Annotated in this window: 17 protein-coding genes and 1 pseudogene; 11 read left to right on the top strand and 7 right to left on the bottom strand. The window is 61.0% G+C overall.

Going from position 1 to position 16534, the window contains the following annotated elements; all coding sequences use genetic code 11:
* Window positions 1–175: 175 nt before the first annotated feature.
* From F8N49_RS15805 to F8N49_RS15795, 3 genes are all read right to left on the bottom strand, one after another.
* Window positions 176–1081, bottom strand: coding sequence for a phasin family protein (locus tag F8N49_RS15805; protein WP_151551879.1), 906 nt, complete (start codon window positions 1079–1081; stop codon window positions 176–178).
* A 10-nt stretch (window positions 1082–1091) separates the two neighbouring features.
* Window positions 1092–1514, bottom strand: a complete 423-nt coding sequence (locus F8N49_RS15800) for a phasin family protein (RefSeq protein ID WP_016772067.1) — start codon at window positions 1512–1514, stop codon at window positions 1092–1094.
* 169 nt (window positions 1515–1683) lie between these two features.
* The gene (locus tag F8N49_RS15795; protein ID WP_016772068.1) at window positions 1684–1959 is read right to left on the bottom strand and encodes a polyhydroxyalkanoic acid system family protein; all 276 of its coding nucleotides are present in this window, start codon (window positions 1957–1959) and stop codon (window positions 1684–1686) included.
* A 154-nt stretch (window positions 1960–2113) separates the two neighbouring features.
* On the opposite strand from F8N49_RS15795, the gene ubiE reads away from it, so the two are divergent.
* The 11 genes and pseudogenes from ubiE to F8N49_RS28615 all read left to right on the top strand — a co-directional run bounded on the left by ubiE (window position 2114) and on the right by F8N49_RS28615 (window position 10223).
* Complete coding sequence (ubiE, locus tag F8N49_RS15790; RefSeq protein WP_016772069.1) at window positions 2114–2884, top strand: bifunctional demethylmenaquinone methyltransferase/2-methoxy-6-polyprenyl-1,4-benzoquinol methylase UbiE; 771 nt, start codon at window positions 2114–2116, stop codon at window positions 2882–2884.
* A complete protein-coding gene (locus tag F8N49_RS15785; protein WP_151551878.1) occupies window positions 2884–3507 on the top strand; it encodes an SCP2 domain-containing protein in 624 nt (207 codons plus the stop codon). The genes ubiE and F8N49_RS15785 overlap by 1 nt, the downstream gene beginning before the upstream one ends.
* A complete protein-coding gene (ubiB, locus tag F8N49_RS15780) occupies window positions 3504–5108 on the top strand; it encodes a ubiquinone biosynthesis regulatory protein kinase UbiB (protein ID WP_151551877.1) in 1605 nt (534 codons plus the stop codon). The genes F8N49_RS15785 and ubiB overlap by 4 nt, the downstream gene beginning before the upstream one ends.
* A gap of 120 nt (window positions 5109–5228) precedes the next feature.
* Window positions 5229–5630 (top strand): phosphoribosyl-AMP cyclohydrolase, encoded by a 402-nt coding sequence (gene hisI / locus F8N49_RS15775; RefSeq protein ID WP_110644830.1) that lies wholly within the window; start codon window positions 5229–5231, stop codon window positions 5628–5630.
* Window positions 5623–5955 (top strand): phosphoribosyl-ATP diphosphatase, encoded by a 333-nt coding sequence (locus F8N49_RS15770; protein ID WP_003220849.1) that lies wholly within the window; start codon window positions 5623–5625, stop codon window positions 5953–5955. Before hisI ends, F8N49_RS15770 begins: the two co-directional genes overlap by 8 nt.
* A 25-nt stretch (window positions 5956–5980) precedes the next feature.
* Window positions 5981–6262: a twin-arginine translocase TatA/TatE family subunit gene (locus tag F8N49_RS15765; RefSeq protein ID WP_073471591.1), complete on the top strand. Its 282-nt coding sequence runs from the start codon at window positions 5981–5983 to the stop codon at window positions 6260–6262.
* A gap of 10 nt (window positions 6263–6272) precedes the next feature.
* Window positions 6273–6719 (top strand): Sec-independent protein translocase protein TatB, encoded by a 447-nt coding sequence (gene tatB / locus F8N49_RS15760; RefSeq protein WP_016772074.1) that lies wholly within the window; start codon window positions 6273–6275, stop codon window positions 6717–6719.
* Window positions 6716–7507 (top strand): twin-arginine translocase subunit TatC, encoded by a 792-nt coding sequence (tatC, locus tag F8N49_RS15755; RefSeq protein WP_016772075.1) that lies wholly within the window; start codon window positions 6716–6718, stop codon window positions 7505–7507. Before tatB ends, tatC begins: the two co-directional genes overlap by 4 nt.
* Window positions 7504–8211: a 16S rRNA (uracil(1498)-N(3))-methyltransferase gene (locus F8N49_RS15750; RefSeq protein WP_151551876.1), complete on the top strand. Its 708-nt coding sequence runs from the start codon at window positions 7504–7506 to the stop codon at window positions 8209–8211. Before tatC ends, F8N49_RS15750 begins: the two co-directional genes overlap by 4 nt.
* Window positions 8212–8306: 95 nt before the next feature.
* Window positions 8307–9368: pseudogene (locus F8N49_RS28620) on the top strand (methyl-accepting chemotaxis protein); the annotation flags it as partial.
* A complete protein-coding gene (locus F8N49_RS28615; protein WP_370695128.1) occupies window positions 9351–10223 on the top strand; it encodes a methyl-accepting chemotaxis protein in 873 nt (290 codons plus the stop codon). The pseudogene F8N49_RS28620 and the gene F8N49_RS28615, both read left to right, overlap by 18 nt.
* 254 nt (window positions 10224–10477) lie before the next feature.
* Here F8N49_RS28615 and mdoH read toward each other — a convergent pair whose 3' ends face one another.
* From mdoH to pip, 4 genes are all read right to left on the bottom strand, one after another.
* Window positions 10478–13048, bottom strand: a complete 2571-nt coding sequence (gene mdoH / locus F8N49_RS15740) for a glucans biosynthesis glucosyltransferase MdoH (RefSeq protein WP_151551874.1) — start codon at window positions 13046–13048, stop codon at window positions 10478–10480.
* Window positions 13041–14822: a glucan biosynthesis protein G gene (locus F8N49_RS15735; RefSeq protein WP_160768503.1), complete on the bottom strand. Its 1782-nt coding sequence runs from the start codon at window positions 14820–14822 to the stop codon at window positions 13041–13043. Before F8N49_RS15735 ends, mdoH begins: the two co-directional genes overlap by 8 nt.
* Before the next feature lie 305 nt (window positions 14823–15127).
* Window positions 15128–15565, bottom strand: a complete 438-nt coding sequence (dtd, locus tag F8N49_RS15730) for a D-aminoacyl-tRNA deacylase (protein WP_122508485.1) — start codon at window positions 15563–15565, stop codon at window positions 15128–15130.
* Window positions 15562–16533 (bottom strand): prolyl aminopeptidase, encoded by a 972-nt coding sequence (pip, locus tag F8N49_RS15725; protein ID WP_073471584.1) that lies wholly within the window; start codon window positions 16531–16533, stop codon window positions 15562–15564. Before pip ends, dtd begins: the two co-directional genes overlap by 4 nt.
* Between the last annotated feature and the right edge of the window lies 1 nt (window position 16534).

The following is a 16534-nucleotide window of genomic DNA, read 5'->3' as shown; positions in this document are numbered from 1 at the left end:
GAGCGAGCTTCTTTGAATCGATAATCGACTCGATTTGTTCAGGTCGACGTATGACGCAGGACACCTCGGTCGGCTCCCTCTCCTTGGGGAGAGGGCTGGGGTGAGGGGCCGCTTGGAATGCACAAACAAAAACGCCCGACCTTCACAGGCCGGGCGTTTTTGATTTGCCCTGAAATCAGGACTGACTGGATGGCGTCGACGGTGTCGATGCTGCAGTCGGAGTAGCGGCTGCCGTAGGTGCCGCAGCGGAGTTTGCCGCGTTGGCCGGAGCTGTTGGAGCAGTCGATGGTGCGGCGGCCGGTTTCGGCGCAGCGGCTTTCGGCGCGGCCGGTTTTTTCACTGCTGGCTTTTTCGCCGCAGCCGGTTTGGCCGCAGGCTTCGCAGCGGGTTTGGCGGCAGCGGTCTTCGCTGCTGGTTTGGCCGCTGGTTTCGCTGCAGTTTTAGTCGCAGGTTTTGCTGCTGCTTTGGTTGCCGGTTTGGCAGCGGCCTTGGCGGCAACCGGTTTGGCTGCCGCTTTGGCCGCAGGCTTGGCGGCTGCCGTTTTGGCCGCAGCTTTTGCAGCAGGTTTCGCCGCTGCTTTGGTCAGTGGCTTGGCTGCGGTTTTCGCCGCAGATTTGGCCGCTGCAGTTTTAGTGGCAGGTTTCGCCGCAGCGGTTTTTGCCGCCACAGGCTGAGCTTTCAGACCGGTGAGTTTTTCGATCTGCTTGGTCAGCGTGTCGACCTTGGCGTTGAGCGCCTTGACCTCATTGCGGCTCGGCACACCCAGGCGCGAAATCGCGCTGTTCAGGCGCTTGTCGAACGCGCCTTCCAGCTCGTCCCACTTGCCCATGGCGCGGTCTTTCACGCCGCTGATGCGCGACTTGGCCGAGGAGGTCGAGTCCTCGACTTTCTTGCCGACGGCAGTCTTGGTGAGCTTCTCGGCTTTCTCGCCGTCTTTGACCAATGCATCGAAGAGTTTGCTGCCGTCAGTGTCGATCTTCGAGTACACGCCTAAACCAGCCAGCCAGATTTTGCGGGAGTAGGACTCGACCTTCCCGACCCACGAGCTGCTTTCTTTATCGGTGTTCTTTTTGCCAGCCATCCCGTTCTCCTTAAGATTTTCGCGCGACGCGTTCGAGCAATGCCGTCAGCTCATCGAGCTTAGCAGAGAGTGCCTCAACGTCATGTTTAGACGGAATGCCGATCCGATTCAAGGCGCTGGCCACACGGTTGTCGAAGGCCTTCTCGACCTTGTCGAGCTGAACCTCAACGCGACCCTTGAACGAGCTGACCTGAGTGGCCGCGTCATCGATCTCGGCGTTGGCCGCGAGGAGTTTTTCGCTGACGGCTTTTTTGCCTTTCTTTTCAACGGTTTGACCGGCGGCGACGAGTTCTTGAAAGTACTCGCTGCCCTCCTGGCCGACCTTGGTGTAGGCGCCCAGGCCTGCCAGCCAGATCTTGCGGGCATAGGATTTTACGTCGCTCAGAGTGGAAGTCGGAGCGTCGATTTTTTTCTTCAAAATGACTTTGGCCATGGTGCACCTCACGCGCAGAAGGTTTGAGGAACTGCCGGACGAGTGTCGGGCTCAGGCACAAAGTAGGGAGAAAAATTAGAAAGGGCACCCTAACCAGCGGGAGCAACTCTAAACAAATGTGGGAGCGAGCCTGCTCGCTCCCACAGGGGATTGGATTTCAACCTGGAAATCAGGCCAGGGCTTTGTCGAGGGCTTTCTCGATCTCGGCTTTGATCATGCCGCTCATGGCCGACATCATCAGGCCCAGTTCGACGTCGACCCTGATCGAATCGTCCGCCACATGCACTTCACCTTTCACGCCCGAGCGTTTGAGGTTCAGGGTGTCGCCCGACCATTGCGGCTCCAGGCCGTATTGTTCATTGAGCTTTTTGGCCAGTTTGTCGGCCTTTTCGCGGGCGGCGTCCTTGCCCAGAGTGTGGGCGCGCTCAACACTGATTTTGGCCATGGAATGACTCCTGATGATTGAATGGCTGACGTTGAATCTTGACCGCATCTGCGGCAAATCGTCCCGAAGGTTGCCCATCTTACCTTTAGCCATTCCAAGACAAAGCATGGCTTGGGGATTAGAATGTCGCGCAATCTCTTTTGGTGACAGCGATATGACTGATCAGCGCAAAGGCAGCGATGCCGAACCCACCACTCACTTCGGCTTCAAAAACGTTCCGGAAAGCCAGAAAGCGGAAAAAGTCGCTGAGGTTTTCCATTCCGTAGCCGCTAAATACGACCTGATGAACGACCTTCTGTCGGGGGGCATGCACCGTCTGTGGAAGCGATTCGCGATCGAGCTTTCCGGCGTGCGCAGTGGCAACCGCGTGCTCGACATCGCTGGTGGCACCGGCGACCTGACCCGCAAGTTCTCGAACCTCGTCGGCCCGACCGGCCAGGTCGTGCTGGCCGACATCAACGAGTCGATGCTCAAGGTCGGCCGTGATCGTCTGCTCGATCTGGGCGTTGCCGGCAACGTCGAATTCGTCCAGGCCGACGCGGAAAAACTGCCGTTCCCGGACAACCATTTCGACTGCGTGACCATCGCCTTCGGCCTGCGCAACGTGACGCACAAAGAGGACGCGTTGCGTTCGATGCTGCGCGTGCTCAAGCCTGGCGGTCGTCTGCTGGTGCTGGAATTTTCCAAGCCGACCAACGCACTGATGTCGAAAGCCTATGACGCCTACTCGTTCGCCTTCATGCCGCTGATGGGCAAGCTGATCACCAACGATTCGGAAAGCTATCGTTACCTGGCCGAATCGATCCGCATGCACCCGAATCAGGAAACCCTGAAGTCGATGATGGTCGAGGCCGGTTTCGACCGCGTGACCTATCACAACATGACCGCAGGCATCGTCGCCCTGCACCGCGGCATCAAACCCTGATGTTGCTCACCGGGCTGCTCGCCAGCGTCGAACTCGGCCTCAACCGGGTGCTGCGTCTCGACAGCACGGCGCTGCCGCGCCTGGCGCATCTGACCGGCAAGGTGATTGCCGTCGACTGCCGCAGCCCGGCGCTGCAACTGTTCATACTGCCCAGTGACGAAGGCCTGATGCTGGCTTCGCAGTGGGCAGCGGACGTCGATTGCACGTTGCGTGCACCGGCCTCAAGCCTGCTGAAACTGGCCCTGAGCAAGGACAAGACCGCCGTGCTGCACGCCCCGGAAGTCGAGCTCGATGGCGACAGCGGCGTGTTGCTGGAGCTGGCCGGCGTACTGCAGGATCTTGAGCTGGACTGGGAGTACGAACTCTCGCGCTGGCTCGGTCCGGTCGCCACGCAATTGCTCGGTGGCCATCTGCGCAGCCGCGCACGCTGGTATCAACAAGGATTTGCCAGCCTCAACCAGAATCTTGCCGAATACCTCGCCGAAGAATCGCGCACCCTTGTCGGGCAGCGCGAAGCCGAAGCGCGATTCAGCGAACTGGACCGGATCAAACTTGATCTGGAACGACTCGAGGCGCGTTTCGAGCGCCTTTCCCGATCCCTCGACCCAAGCGATAACGCATGAAGCTGCTTGCCGTCCGCCGTCTGTTGCGCATCCAGCGCGTCGTGATCCGCTACCGCCTCGATGACCTGCTGTTCGATCTGCCACTGCCCTGGTTCCTTCTGGCCGTGCGCTTTTTGCTGCCGTGGCGCTGGCTGCCGCGCAAGCCGCTGGAACTCAACCGTGGTGCGCGCTTGCGTCTGGCGTTGCAGGATCTGGGGCCGATTTTCATCAAGTTCGGGCAGATTCTTTCGACCCGCCGCGACCTGTTGCCGGAAGACATCGCCGATGAGCTGATGCTGCTGCAGGACCGCGTGCCGCCGTTCGATTCGCAAGTGTCGATCAAGCTGATCGAAGAACAGCTGGGCAAGAAAATCAGCGAAGTGTTCAGCCGTTTCGACGTTGCCCCGCTGGCCTCGGCCTCGGTGGCGCAGGTGCACGCGGCGCAGCTCAAAAGCGGCGAAGAAGTCGTGGTCAAGGTCATTCGCCCGGGCCTGAAACCGATCATCGCGCAGGATCTGGCATGGCTGTTCATCCTCGCCCGCGCGGCGGAAAAATTCTCCGCTGACGCGCGCCTGCTGCACCCTGTCGATGTGGTGCAGGATTACGAAAAGACTATTTACGACGAACTCGATCTGTTGCGCGAGGCGGCCAACGCCAGCCAGTTGCGCCGCAACTTCGAAGGCTCGCAGCTGCTTTATGTACCGCAAGTCTATTGGGACTGGTGCCGGCCGAAAGTGCTGGTGATGGAGCGCATCTACGGCATCCAGGTCACCGATCTGGCGACCCTCGCCGACCAGCGCACCGACATGAAGATGCTCGCCGAGCGCGGCGTGGAGATTTTCTTCACGCAAGTGTTCCGCGACAGCTTCTTCCACGCCGACATGCACCCGGGCAACATTTTCGTCAGCACGGTCAATCCGTGGAGCCCGCAATACATCGCGATCGACTGCGGCATCGTCGGCAGCCTGACCCCGGAAGACCAGGATTATCTGGCGCGCAACCTGTTCGCCTTCTTCAAGCGTGACTACCGCCGTGTGGCGCAGTTGCACATCGATTCGGGCTGGGTGCCGGCGGAAACCAAACTCAACGAATTCGAAGCGGCGATCCGTACGGTGTGCGAACCGATCTTCGAAAAACCGTTAAAAGATATTTCATTTGGCCAGGTGCTGATGCGCCTGTTCCAGACCGCTCGCCGTTTCAACATGGAAGTGCAGCCGCAACTGGTGCTGTTGCAGAAAACCTTGCTGAACATCGAAGGCCTCGGGCGTCAGCTGTACCCGGATCTGGATCTGTGGAACACCGCGCAGCCGTTTCTCGAGCGCTGGATGCGCGAACGCGTCAGCCCGAAAGCTTTGCTGGGCAACGTGCAGAGCCAGCTGGAGCAGATTCCGCACCTGTCGAACATGGCCCGCGATCTGCTCGAACGCATGTCGCAACCCCACGCCAAAGACCCACCGCCGCCGTGGAGCAAACGCAAGGACGACTGGTTCCTGCGCCTGCTCGGCTGCGCGCATCTGGCCGGCGGCGCGATCCTCGCTGCGGGTGGTCCGCTGACCGAGTGGGCGCATTGGCCCGCCGGAATTATGATCGCAGTCGGTTTGTATCTGGTCGTTCGCCGATAGCACGAATCAGCTGCAAGTTATAAGCTGCCCGCTGCAAGCTTGACGACACCGGAACACCGCAACCTGCTTTTACTTGCAGCTTGAAGCTTGAAACTCGAAGCTGCTTTTCAGGAATTGAAGATGGAAAACTGGCTGGACGAGATCAAGTGGGATGCTGACGGCCTGGTGCCGGCGATTGCCCAGGATCACAAGACCGGGCGCGTATTGATGATGGCCTGGATGAACCGCGAAGCGCTGGAACTGACCGCTGCGGAGAATCGTGCAATCTACTGGTCACGTTCCCGTGGCAAGCTGTGGCGCAAGGGCGAAGAGTCCGGCCATGTGCAGACCCTGCATGAAATGCGCCTGGACTGTGACGCCGACGTGATCATCCTGATGGTTGAACAGATCGGCGACATCGCCTGCCACACCGGCCGTCAAAGCTGCTTTTACCGGGTCTTCGAAAACGGCGACTGGAAAACGGTCGACCCGGTACTGAAAGACCCGCACGCTATCTATTCCGCAGGACACACACATGAGTGACACCCTGACCCGCCTCGCTCAGGTACTTGAAGAGCGCAAAGGCGCAGCCGCCGACAGCTCGTATGTCGCCAGCCTGTATCACAAGGGGCTGAACAAGATTCTGGAGAAAGTCGGCGAAGAGTCGGTCGAAACCATTATTGCCGCCAAGGATGCCGCCATCAGCGGCGATTGCAGTGATGTGATCTACGAGACCGCCGATCTGTGGTTCCACAGCATGGTCATGCTCGCCCAACTGGGGCAGCATCCGCAGGCCGTGCTGGATGAACTGGACCGTCGCTTCGGCCTGTCCGGACACGTCGAGAAAGCCTCGCGTCCGTCCGCCTGAACAACTTTTAGAGAGGAATCGCCACATGGGCATTTTTGACTGGAAACACTGGGTCGTCATTCTGATTGTCGTGGTGCTGGTATTCGGTACCAAGAAACTGAAAAACCTCGGCACCGACGTTGGCGAATCGATCAAGGGCTTTCGCAAAGCCATGAACGACGACGAAAAACCGGCCGAACCGAACGTGACCCCGCCGGCCCAGCCAGTGCCACCGGTGCAGCCGCAAACCACCGCTCAGGCCAACCCGCCGCACACCATCGACGTGCAGGCGCAGAAAGTCGAAGAGCCGATCCGCAAAGACGTGTGAGCACTGACTAATGTTTGGTATCAGCTTCTCTGAACTGCTGCTCGTCGGCCTCGTCGCCCTGCTGGTGCTCGGCCCCGAGCGTCTGCCGGGCGCGGCGCGCACCGCCGGTCTGTGGGTCGGCCGCCTGAAGCGCAGCTTCAATGCGATCAAACAGGAAGTTGAACGTGAAATCGGTGCCGACGAGATCCGTCGGCAACTGCACAACGAACATATTCTGTCGCTGGAGCAAGAGGCGCGGAAGATCTTCAATCCGAACCAGCAGGAGCCGTCGCCGGTCGAGCCTGTGGGCGAGCAGACGATTCACAGCGCTGCCGCTCCCACTGCACCTGCACCTGTTGTAACACCGCCAGGACCGGCGCCGGTTACCACAGATACATCGGTTGAACACGTAGCGCCCTCCGCCGCGCCGACTACACCAGCGCCTCAAGACCCTACACTGCCGCCGCGAGCCCCATGAGCGATCTCCCCGAAAACGACCAGCACATGCCGCTGGTTTCGCACCTCACCGAGTTGCGCACCCGCCTGCTGCGTTGCGTGGCGGCGATCTTCATTATCTTTGCCGGGCTGTTTGCGTTTACCCAGCAGATCTACACCTTCGTCTCGACGCCGCTGCGCCAGTACCTGCCGGTCGGCGCGACGATGATCGCCACCGACGTGTCGTCGCCGTTCCTGACGCCGCTGAAACTGACGATGATGGTTTCGCTGTTCCTTGCGATTCCGGTGATCCTGCATCAGATCTGGGGCTTTATTGCGCCAGGCCTGTACAAGCATGAAAAACGCGTCGCGGTGCCGCTGCTGATCTCCAGCATCCTGCTCTTCTACATCGGCATGGCGTTCGCCTATTACTTCGTATTTCCGCTGATCTTCAAGTTTTTCGCCGCTGCCACCCCGGCCGGCGTGGAAATGATGACCGACATCGCCAGCTACCTCGATTTCGTCATGACGCTGTTCTTCGCCTTCGGCGTGGCGTTCGAGATTCCGGTGGCCGTAGTCCTGCTGGTGTGGATCGGCGTGGTCGACGTCAAATACCTGAAGAAGATCCGCCCGTACGTGATCATCGGCTGCTTCGTGGTCGGCATGATCCTGACCCCGCCGGACATCTTCTCGCAGACCCTGCTGGCTGTGCCGATGTGGATGCTGTTTGAGATCGGCATCCTCTTCGGCGCGCTGGTCAGCAAGCGCGAACGCCCGGACGAAACGCCGGCCGACGACCACAACGACCAGCCGCCAGCGACCCAGGCATGAACCTGCTGCTGCTCGAAGAGGCCGACTTCATTGCGGCCGACCGCGTGATCCTGCGCGACCGGCGCCTGACCCACATGCAGGAAGTGCATCGCTCGGAAGTGGGCGACAGCCTGCGCGTCGGGCGCATCAACGGGTTGATGGGTTCGGCCGAGTTGCTGCGCCTCGAAGCGGGCGAAGCGGAGCTGCGCGTCAGCCTCGATCAGCCACCGCCGGCCAAGCTGCCGCTGACCCTGGTGCTGGCCCTGCCTCGGCCGAAAATGCTCCGCCGCGTGTTCCAGACCGTCGCGACGATGGGCGTGGCCAAGGTGATTCTGGTCAACAGCTATCGCGTCGAAAAAAGCTTCTGGCAGACGCCATTTCTGGAGCCGGAAGCGATTCGTGAGCAGTTGATCCTCGGGCTCGAACAGGCTCGCGATACGGTGTTGCCAGAGATCGTCATCGAAAAGCGCTTCAAGCCTTTTGTTGAAGATCGCTTGCCGGCGATCGCCGAGGGCACCCTCGGCCTGGTCGGCCACCCCGGCCACTTCCCGCCCTGCCCGCGCGCCCTGAACGAACCGGTGACCCTGGCCATTGGCCCCGAGGGTGGCTGGATTCCCTACGAAATCGATCTGCTGGCCAAATCCGGCCTGCAACCGGTGCAACTGGGCGAGCGCATCCTGCGCGTCGAAACCGCCGTCACCGCCCTGCTTGCACGCCTGTTCTGACGCAACCGCGTCGGACAAAAGGCGTTACAGATTGCCATCACCCAGCCGATACAGCCCCTATAAGTCCAATCAAGTGGTCCGAAGGGAGTGGTCGCATGTACCGTTGGTTAGCCGAGAGTCTTGGAAACGTCAGCGTCAAACGCAAGCTGGGCATCGGTTTCGGCCTGGTGCTGTTGCTGACGCTGTTGATCACTTTCACCGGCTGGACCGGCATGAGCGGCATCATCAGCCGTGGCGACAAGCTCGGCTTCATTTCCAGCCTCAATGAGCTAACCAAAGACCTGCGCCTGGCGCGCATGGACTACGACATGCGTCGTGGTGAACAGGGTCCGGGCGCGGTCAATGAATTGCTCAGCAAACTCGAAAGCGGTCTGCAATCGGCACGCGGCATGATCGAGCAGCCATCCGATGTGGCGATGGTCGATCAACAGCTTGCTGCGGTCGCCGAATACAAACGCGCCTTCGGCGAAATGACCCAGGCCACCGTGCACCGTGAAGATGCGCGCAGCAAGCTTGGCGCCAACGCTGACAATGCTGTGGCCAAGGTCGGCGAAGTCGAAAGTGCGCTGCTGCAAGGCGACAGCGTTGCGCAGTACAACGCTGTCATCGAGCTGAGCAAACTGCTGCAGCAGGCGCGCTATCAGGTGCGCGGCTACACCTACAGCGGCAAGGCCGATGCCGAGCAACCGGCGCTGAGCGCCATCGACAACGCCCTGAAAAACCTCGAAAGCCTGCCGACCCGAGTGCCAGAGCAGCACATCGCCAACCTGCAGCAGGCCACCGACTCGCTCAAGGCCTATCGCGCCGCCGTCGCTCAGTTCCGGGATTCGCAGGTCAAGAACGCCGCCGCGCTGGTCAACATGTCGGCTCAGGGCGACATCCTGATCGCGGCCAGCAAGAAGCTCACTGAGTCGCAAACCGTGGTGCGCGACACCGATGCTGCCCATGCCAAGAACATGCTGCTGGTCGCCACTGCGCTGGCACTGGCCTTCGGTCTGATTGCCGCTTGGGCGATCACCCGACAAATCATCATTCCGCTGACCCAGACCCTGAAAGTCGCCGAGCGCGTGGCCGCCGGCGACCTGACCCACAACCTGGTTTCCCTGCGTCGCGACGAACTCGGACAATTGCAGCGCTCGATGCAAAGCATGACCCAGGGCCTTCGCGAGTTGATCGGCGGTATCAGCGACGGCGTCACGCAGATCGCCAGCGCCGCTGAAGAGCTATCCGCGGTGACTGAGCAGACCAGCGCCGGGGTCAATAATCAGAAGGTCGAGACCGATCAGGTCGCCACCGCCATGAACGAAATGGCCGCCACCGTGCAGGAAGTCGCACGCAACGCTGAAGAAGCTTCCGAGGCCGCTGTCGCCGCTGATCAACAGGCCCGCGAAGGTGACAAGGTCGTCGGCGAAGCCATCGCCCAGATCGAGCGTCTGGCAATCGAGGTGGGTCACTCCACTGAAGCCATGGGCGAGCTCAAGCGTGAAAGCGACAAGATCGGCAGCGTCCTCGACGTGATCAAGTCTGTCGCCCAACAAACCAACCTGTTGGCCCTCAACGCTGCCATCGAAGCGGCCCGTGCCGGGGAAGCCGGGCGTGGTTTCGCCGTGGTTGCCGACGAAGTGCGAAGCCTCGCCCAACGCACCCAGAAGTCCACCGAAGAGATCGAAGAGCTGATCGTCGGCCTGCAAAACGGCACTCAGCAAGTGGCGACGATCATGGACAACAGCCGCAGCCTCACCGACAGCAGCGTCGAACTGACCCGTCGCGCCGGCGGCTCACTGGAGAGCATCACTCGCACCGTCTCGGCGATTCAGGCGATGAACCAGCAGATCGCCGCCGCTGCCGAGCAGCAGAGCGCCGTGGCCGAAGAGATCAACCGCAGCGTGCTGAACGTGCGCGATGTGTCCGATCAGACCTCGGCGGCGAGCGAGGAGACTGCCGCATCCAGCGTTGAATTGGCGCGACTGGGCACGCATCTGCAGATGCTGGTAGGCCGTTTCAAAGTCTGAGTTGATGCACAACCCCGGTTCGCCTGTAACCGAGGTGATGCCATTCGCGAGCAGGCTCGCTGCCACCTTGGAATGCGTTTCCCTGTGGGAGCGAGCCTGCTCGCGAAGGCAGCGGCGCGGTATGCGCGTCGTAGGTAACGGGCGCGCCAATTCGGCGACGGATGCTTTGCACTGGTTTTAGGTTTGATCGGTGTTTGCTCGCAGCTCAACAGCGGACATAAAAAAACCCCGCTGATTCAGCGGGGTTTTCTTCATCAGGCCGGCTGAGCCTGCAGGCTCACCGGTCGCAGCGGCAGCAACGGCGCATGCGGATCGGCTTTCACCGAAGCGCGCCAGGCGTCCAGCCACTCAGCGTGACCTTCGGCCCAGACCTGCTCGTGCAGGCGTGCCAGTGCGACAGGGTCGCTGAGCAGTTGCAGGCGATCATGGTTGTTCAGCCCGGCCGGGCCGACCTTGATCGCGTGTCGCACACGTTCCTGACGCAGCCACTCGATCGGCTCGGCCTGGCCGTGACGCGAGGTCGCCAGCGAGCACGCCAGGGCGTTCTGCTGAGGATCGACCACGGCGCGGACGAAGCCGTCGTTGAGGGCGTGATAGCGGTTTTCGTGGGTGTACTGATCGGTGGCCAGCAAGGCCTGTGGCGGATTGTATTCCTCGGGGATGAGGAACAGGCTCTCGTCACGGGTCTTCAGACCAAGGCCGACACGGCTGGAGATCACCGATACCGGGATCGACAGCATCAGCGAACCGACGATCGGCACCAGCCACCAGAGGAAGCTCGGGTTCAGCCAGATCACCAGCAGCGCCCACAAGAAGCCCAGCAACGTCTGCGGACCGTGGCGCTTGACCGCTTCGCTCCACGGCGTCGAGTCGTCGTCACGCTGCGGCGAGTTCCAGGTCGCGGCCCAGCCGAGGAACGCGGCGAGGACGAAGCGGGTGTGGAAAATCATCCGCACCGGCGCCAGCAGCATGGAGAACAGCATCTCCAGCAGCATCGACAGGGTCACCTTGAACTTGCCGCCGAACTCTTTCGCGCCCTTGGCCCAGATCAGGATGATGCTCAACAGCTTCGGCAGGAACAGCAGCACGATGGTCGTCGAGAACAGCGCGATGGCCTTGTCCGGGTGCCATTGTGGCCACAGCGGATAGAGCTGGCGCGGTTCGAGGAAGTACTGCGGCTCCATCAGCGTGTTCACCGCCAGCAACGCGGTCGACAACACCAGGAAGAAGAACCACAACGGCGCCGACAGGTAGGACATCACGCCGGTGAGGAACACCGCGCGGTGCACCGGGTGCATGCCCTTGACCAGGAACAGGCGGAAGTTCATCAGGTTGCCGTGGCACCAGCGGCGATCACGCTTGAGCTCATCGAGCAGGTTCGGCGGCAGCTCTTCGTAACTGCCCGGCAGGTCGTAGGCAATCCACACGCCCCAACCGGCACGGCGCATCAGCGCAGCTTCGACGAAGTCGTGGGACAGGATCGCACCGGAGAACGCGCCCTTGCCCGGCAACGGCGCCAGGGCGCAGTGGTCGATGAACGGCTTCATGCGGATGATCGCGTTGTGACCCCAGTAGTGGGATTCACCCAACTGCCAGAAGTGCAGACCGGCGGTAAACAGAGGGCCGTACACGCGGGTCGCAAACTGCTGCATCCGCGCATACAGGGTGTCCATGCCCGACGCACGTGGCGCGGTCTGGATGATCCCGGCGTCCGGCGTGGCTTCCATCAGGCGCACCAGACTGGTCAGGCACTCGCCGCTCATCACCGAGTCGGCGTCGAGCACGACCATGTACTTGTAGTCACCGCCCCAACGACGGCAGAAGTCGTCGAGGTTGCCGCTCTTGCGCTTCACACGACGGCGGCGACGGCGATAGAAGATCTTGCCGAAGCCCTTGGCCTCGCGGCAGACATCCAGCCAGGCCTGTTGCTCGGCGACGCAGATATCGGTGTCGTTACTGTCGCTGAGGACGAAAAAGTCGAAGCGATCCAGATCACCGGTGGCCGCTACCGATTCGAACGTCGCACGCAGACCGGCGAATACGCGCGGCACGTCTTCGTTGCAGATCGGCATTACCAGCGCAGTACGCGCATCTTTGGGAATCGGCTCGTTACCAGCGCTTTTCCCGGAGATACGGTATTTATCGTGGCCGGTTAGCAACTCGAGGAAGCCCATCAGCGCGGTCCAGAAACCCGCCGAGACCCAGCAGAACAGAATCCCGAACAGAATCAGGATGCTGGTTTGCAGCGCGTACGGCAGCACTTGCGTGGCGGTTTGCAACAGCGGCTGATGCAGGACTTCTTCCAGATCGACGAACGACCAGCCCTGGTACGGCATGATGCCTTTCATGTACCAGCCGGCAACGATGGTCTGGCCGAGCATCAGCAGCAACAGAATGTAGCGGCGGATCGAACCGACCGTGCGCCAGCGCGCGGCCGGCAGGACATTGGCGTCCTTCGGCGGCTGCGGCGGATTGGTGCGACCGGTCAGACGGCGCCAGCCACGCACCAGGATATTGGTGCGCCATGGCTCCGGCACGACCTTGGTGCGGCGAATCGGCGGGGTCGCCTTGAGGCTGACCCGACCGCTGGCGTCGAGCACCAGCATTCCCGCTTCAGCCAGTTCTTCGGCAGTGCTCAGGGTCAGACGCTTGCCCACCGAAGCCTGGGCGGCTTCGGCAGGGGCGTCGAATGTCGAGGACGACAGGCGTTCATGCAGCTCGCTGAACGACTGGCAACCCGCGAGTTCCGCGCGTTGCTCGTCGGTCATCGGCAGATGCGCCAGATACTCGGACAGAGTCTCTGGCTGTACTGGTGAATTACTCATCGGCAGGCAACTGATAGCTCCAGGTCTCGGTCAGGACTTCTTCAGTCGGCGCCGATTCCGGTGTGGCTGGGGCCGCGTCGGCAGCGACTGGCTGCTTGGCGTCTTTGTTGGCCTTGTCCTTGGCGTCGGCTGCAGGCTTGGCTTCAGCCTGTTTGGCTTCGGCGGCCTTGGCTTCCTTGTCGAGTTTTTCCTGTTGCTTGGCGGCAACCTTGTCAGCCTTGGCGACCGACGAATTGGACGCCGGCACCGATTTGCCCAGATCTGCTGTGACCACTGGCTGAACCAGGGCGGCACGCATTTCGGTCGCTTTGCTCGGATCCTTGATCTTCATCCGCAGGGTCAAGCGCCAGCCCTTGGTTTCCGGGTTGTAGCGCACGCTGTTCTCGACCAGTTCGGCGTTGTCACCGACGCTGACCTGACTGCGCACGTCGGCATCCGGCGTCAGTGCCGCCAGCGATGGACCTTCGAAGTCGACCAGATAGGCCACGCTGCCATCGGGCTGACGGATCAGGTTCGATTGCTTGACGTCACCGGTCGAACGCAGGGTCTGTGCCACCCAGGCGCTGTCCGGCGCGTGGAGTGCTGCTTCGTCCATGGTCCAGTGCATGCGGTAGGCGAAGTCCAGCGGCTGGCCTGGCTCCGGCATTTTTTCCGGGCTCCAGAACGCAACGATGTTGTCGTTGGTTTCGTCAGCGGTCGGAATCTCTACCAGATCGACAGTGCCCTTGCCCCACTCGCCCTTCGGCTCGATCCAGGCGCTTGGGCGCTTGTCGTAGCGGTCGTCGAGGTCTTCGTAGTGGCTGAAGTCACGGCCACGCTGCAGCAGACCGAAACCACGCGGGTTCTCGACGCTGAAGTTGCTCACGGCCAGATGTTTCGGGTTGTTCAGTGGGCGCCAGATCCACTCGCCGTTGCCGGCATGAATCGACAGACCGCTGGAGTCGTGCAGTTCACGACGGTAGTTGAGCACTTTCGACGGCTGGTTGGCGCCGAACAGGAACATGCTGGTCAGCGGCGCGATACCCAGTTTGCCAACCTTGTCACGCAGGAACATCTGCGCTTTGACATCGACGATGGTGTCGCTGCCCGGACGCAGGATCAGACGGTAGGCACCAGTGGCACGCGGCGAGTCGAGCAGAGCGAAGATCACCAGGTGCTTGTCGCCCGGCTTGGGCTGCTGAATCCAGAACTCGCGGAAACGCGGGAACTCTTCACCCGACGGCAGCGCAGTATCGATCGCCAGACCACGGGCCGACAGACCATAGGTATGGCCCTTGCCGACGACGCGGAAGTAACTCGCGCCGAGCATGGTCATGATCTCGTCTTGCTTGTCGGCCTTGTTGATCGGGTACAGCACACGGAAACCGGCATAGCCCAGTTGTTCGGTGGCTTTCGGATCGAATTTCAGATCGCCGAAATCGAAGCGGCTCGGATCGTATTTGATCTCCGAGACGGTGTTCGCAGTGATTTCGTTGATTTTCACCGGTGTATCGAAGTGCATACCCTGGTGATAGAAGGAGAGCTTGAACGGCGTCTTCTGATCGGCCCACTCAGCCTTTTCGGTGAGGAAGCGGATCTTCTGGTAGTCCGCGAACTTCATTTCGCGGAATTCGTTCGGCAGGTTGCTGCGCGGGGCTTCGAACTTCTGCCCGGCCAGCTCTTTGGCCTTGGCCGATACGTCGTCAAGATTGAACGCCCAAAGCTGACCGGCGCTGAGCAGGCACAGGAGCGCCGAACCCGCTACCAGAGCACTTCGCATGCGTTTGGCAGACATTTTTGCTGCATTACAGGGACTAACAATCACGAGCAACCCTCGCCGAAAACAGATCAATAAACCAACGGCCAGCTATCTTTATGCCAGGTTGGCGAGCAATGTTCCGACTCCGCCGGGGCAAAATGATTCCCCAATCGGATCCAGACAAGTCTCTACCTAAGTCAAAACGGATCAACGAATGTCGATCCCCGCAGCGCGCGATTATCTAGTAGCCCGGATGACAACGCATCAGGGGTAACAAAGTATTTATCGCGAAAACAGCCTAAAAACAGTCGAAATTGCCGAAAAACATGTTTCAGGCACTGTCAGGTCTGTAACAGGAAGGTTACCGGGCCATCGTTGACCAGGTGCACCTGCATATCGGCGCCGAATCTACCTGATGCCACAGTGCCATGCACCTGTTTCGCCTGACTCAATAAATAGCCGAACAATTCTTCACCCAGCGCCGGCGGTGCGGCCGTGGAAAAGCTCGGACGCAGGCCGCTTTTGGTGTCGGCGGCGAGAGTGAACTGAGAGACCAGCAGCAACCCGCCACCCACATCCGCCAGGGACAGATTCATCTTGCCCTCGGCGTCACTGAATACCCGATAGTTAAGCAGCTTATGCAGAAGTTTGTCGGCGCTGGTACGCGTGTCGTCGGGTTCTACCGCCACCAGCACCAGCAAACCCTGATCGACCGCGCCGACTACCTCGCCGGCGACCTCTACCCGCGCGCCGCGTACGCGTTGCAACAGCGCCTTCATGCTTCTTCGAGCGGCAGGTCGAGCAGGCGCTGGGCCATTTTGCTCGCGGCGCGCACCAGCGCATCGGTGATGCCCGGCTCGGACGCGGCGTGGCCGGCGTCGCGGATCACCTGCAATTCGCTGTTGGGCCAGGCCTGGTGCAATTCCCAGGCGTTGTCGAGCGGGCAGATCACGTCGTAGCGACCGTGAATGATCACGCCGGGCAGATGAGCGATCTTGCCCATGTCGCGGATCAACTGGTTCGGCTCAAGGAAGGCGTTGTTGGTGAAGTAGTGGCATTCGATCCGCGCAATCGACAGCGCGCGCTGCGGCTCGGAGAAACGATCGACCACCAGTGGGTTCGGGCGCAGGGTCGCGGTGCGCCCTTCCCAGGTCGACCACGCCTTCGCCGCATGCATCTGGGCGATCTGATCGTTGCCGGTCAGGCGTTTGTGGAAAGCGTTGAGCAGGTCGTCGCGCTCGTCCAGCGGGATCGGCGCGATGTAGTCCTGCCAGTAATCGGGGAACAGACGGCTGGCGCCGGCCTGATAGAACCACTCGATTTCCTGCGGACGGCAGAGAAAGATCCCGCGCAGAATCAGACCATGGACCCGCTCCGGGTGGGTTTGCGCGTAGGCCAGCGCCAGGGTCGAACCCCAGGAGCCGCCGAACAGCACCCATTTTTCAATGCCCAGGTGTTTGCGGATGCGCTCAAGGTCTTCGACCAGATCCCAGGTGGTGTTGTTTTCCAGGCTGGCGTGCGGGGTGGAGCGACCGCAGCCGCGCTGGTCGAAGGTGACAATGCGATACAGATTCGGATCGAAATAGCGCCGGCTCTGGGCGTCACAGCCGGCACCGGGGCCACCGTGGATGAACACCACCGGTAAACCCTCCGGCGAGCCGCTTTCATCGACGTACAGCGTATGGGTGTCATCGACAGCCAGATCGTGCCGGGCGTGGGGTTTGATCTGCGGAAACAAAGTCTGCATT

The sequence above is a fragment of the Pseudomonas sp. GXM4 genome (genome assembly GCF_008923895.1).
Lineage (GTDB): Bacteria > Pseudomonadota > Gammaproteobacteria > Pseudomonadales > Pseudomonadaceae > Aquipseudomonas > Aquipseudomonas atacamensis.
Note: the sequence above shows the minus strand (reverse complement) of the source record. Positions and strands in the feature narration are given on the sequence as shown.

Bases quoted from the DNA above. Each gene is read 5' to 3' on its own strand.
- F8N49_RS15805 (WP_151551879.1), bottom strand. From the start codon at position 1,081: ATGGCTGGCAAAAAGAACACCGATAAAGAAAGCAGCTCGTGGGTCGGG.
- F8N49_RS15800 (WP_016772067.1), bottom strand. From the start codon at position 1,514: ATGGCCAAAGTCATTTTGAAGAAAAAAATCGACGCTCCGACTTCCACT.
- F8N49_RS15795 (WP_016772068.1), bottom strand. From the start codon at position 1,959: ATGGCCAAAATCAGTGTTGAGCGCGCCCACACTCTGGGCAAGGACGCC.
- ubiE (WP_016772069.1), top strand. From the start codon at position 2,114: ATGACTGATCAGCGCAAAGGCAGCGATGCCGAACCCACCACTCACTTC.
- F8N49_RS15785 (WP_151551878.1), top strand. From the start codon at position 2,884: ATGTTGCTCACCGGGCTGCTCGCCAGCGTCGAACTCGGCCTCAACCGG.
- ubiB (WP_151551877.1), top strand. From the start codon at position 3,504: ATGAAGCTGCTTGCCGTCCGCCGTCTGTTGCGCATCCAGCGCGTCGTG.
- hisI (WP_110644830.1), top strand. From the start codon at position 5,229: ATGGAAAACTGGCTGGACGAGATCAAGTGGGATGCTGACGGCCTGGTG.
- F8N49_RS15770 (WP_003220849.1), top strand. From the start codon at position 5,623: ATGAGTGACACCCTGACCCGCCTCGCTCAGGTACTTGAAGAGCGCAAA.
- F8N49_RS15765 (WP_073471591.1), top strand. From the start codon at position 5,981: ATGGGCATTTTTGACTGGAAACACTGGGTCGTCATTCTGATTGTCGTG.
- tatB (WP_016772074.1), top strand. From the start codon at position 6,273: ATGTTTGGTATCAGCTTCTCTGAACTGCTGCTCGTCGGCCTCGTCGCC.
- tatC (WP_016772075.1), top strand. From the start codon at position 6,716: ATGAGCGATCTCCCCGAAAACGACCAGCACATGCCGCTGGTTTCGCAC.
- F8N49_RS15750 (WP_151551876.1), top strand. From the start codon at position 7,504: ATGAACCTGCTGCTGCTCGAAGAGGCCGACTTCATTGCGGCCGACCGC.
- F8N49_RS28615 (WP_370695128.1), top strand. From the start codon at position 9,351: ATGCAAAGCATGACCCAGGGCCTTCGCGAGTTGATCGGCGGTATCAGC.
- mdoH (WP_151551874.1), bottom strand. From the start codon at position 13,048: ATGAGTAATTCACCAGTACAGCCAGAGACTCTGTCCGAGTATCTGGCG.
- F8N49_RS15735 (WP_160768503.1), bottom strand. From the start codon at position 14,822: ATGTCTGCCAAACGCATGCGAAGTGCTCTGGTAGCGGGTTCGGCGCTC.
- dtd (WP_122508485.1), bottom strand. From the start codon at position 15,565: ATGAAGGCGCTGTTGCAACGCGTACGCGGCGCGCGGGTAGAGGTCGCC.
- pip (WP_073471584.1), bottom strand. From the start codon at position 16,533: ATGCAGACTTTGTTTCCGCAGATCAAACCCCACGCCCGGCACGATCTG.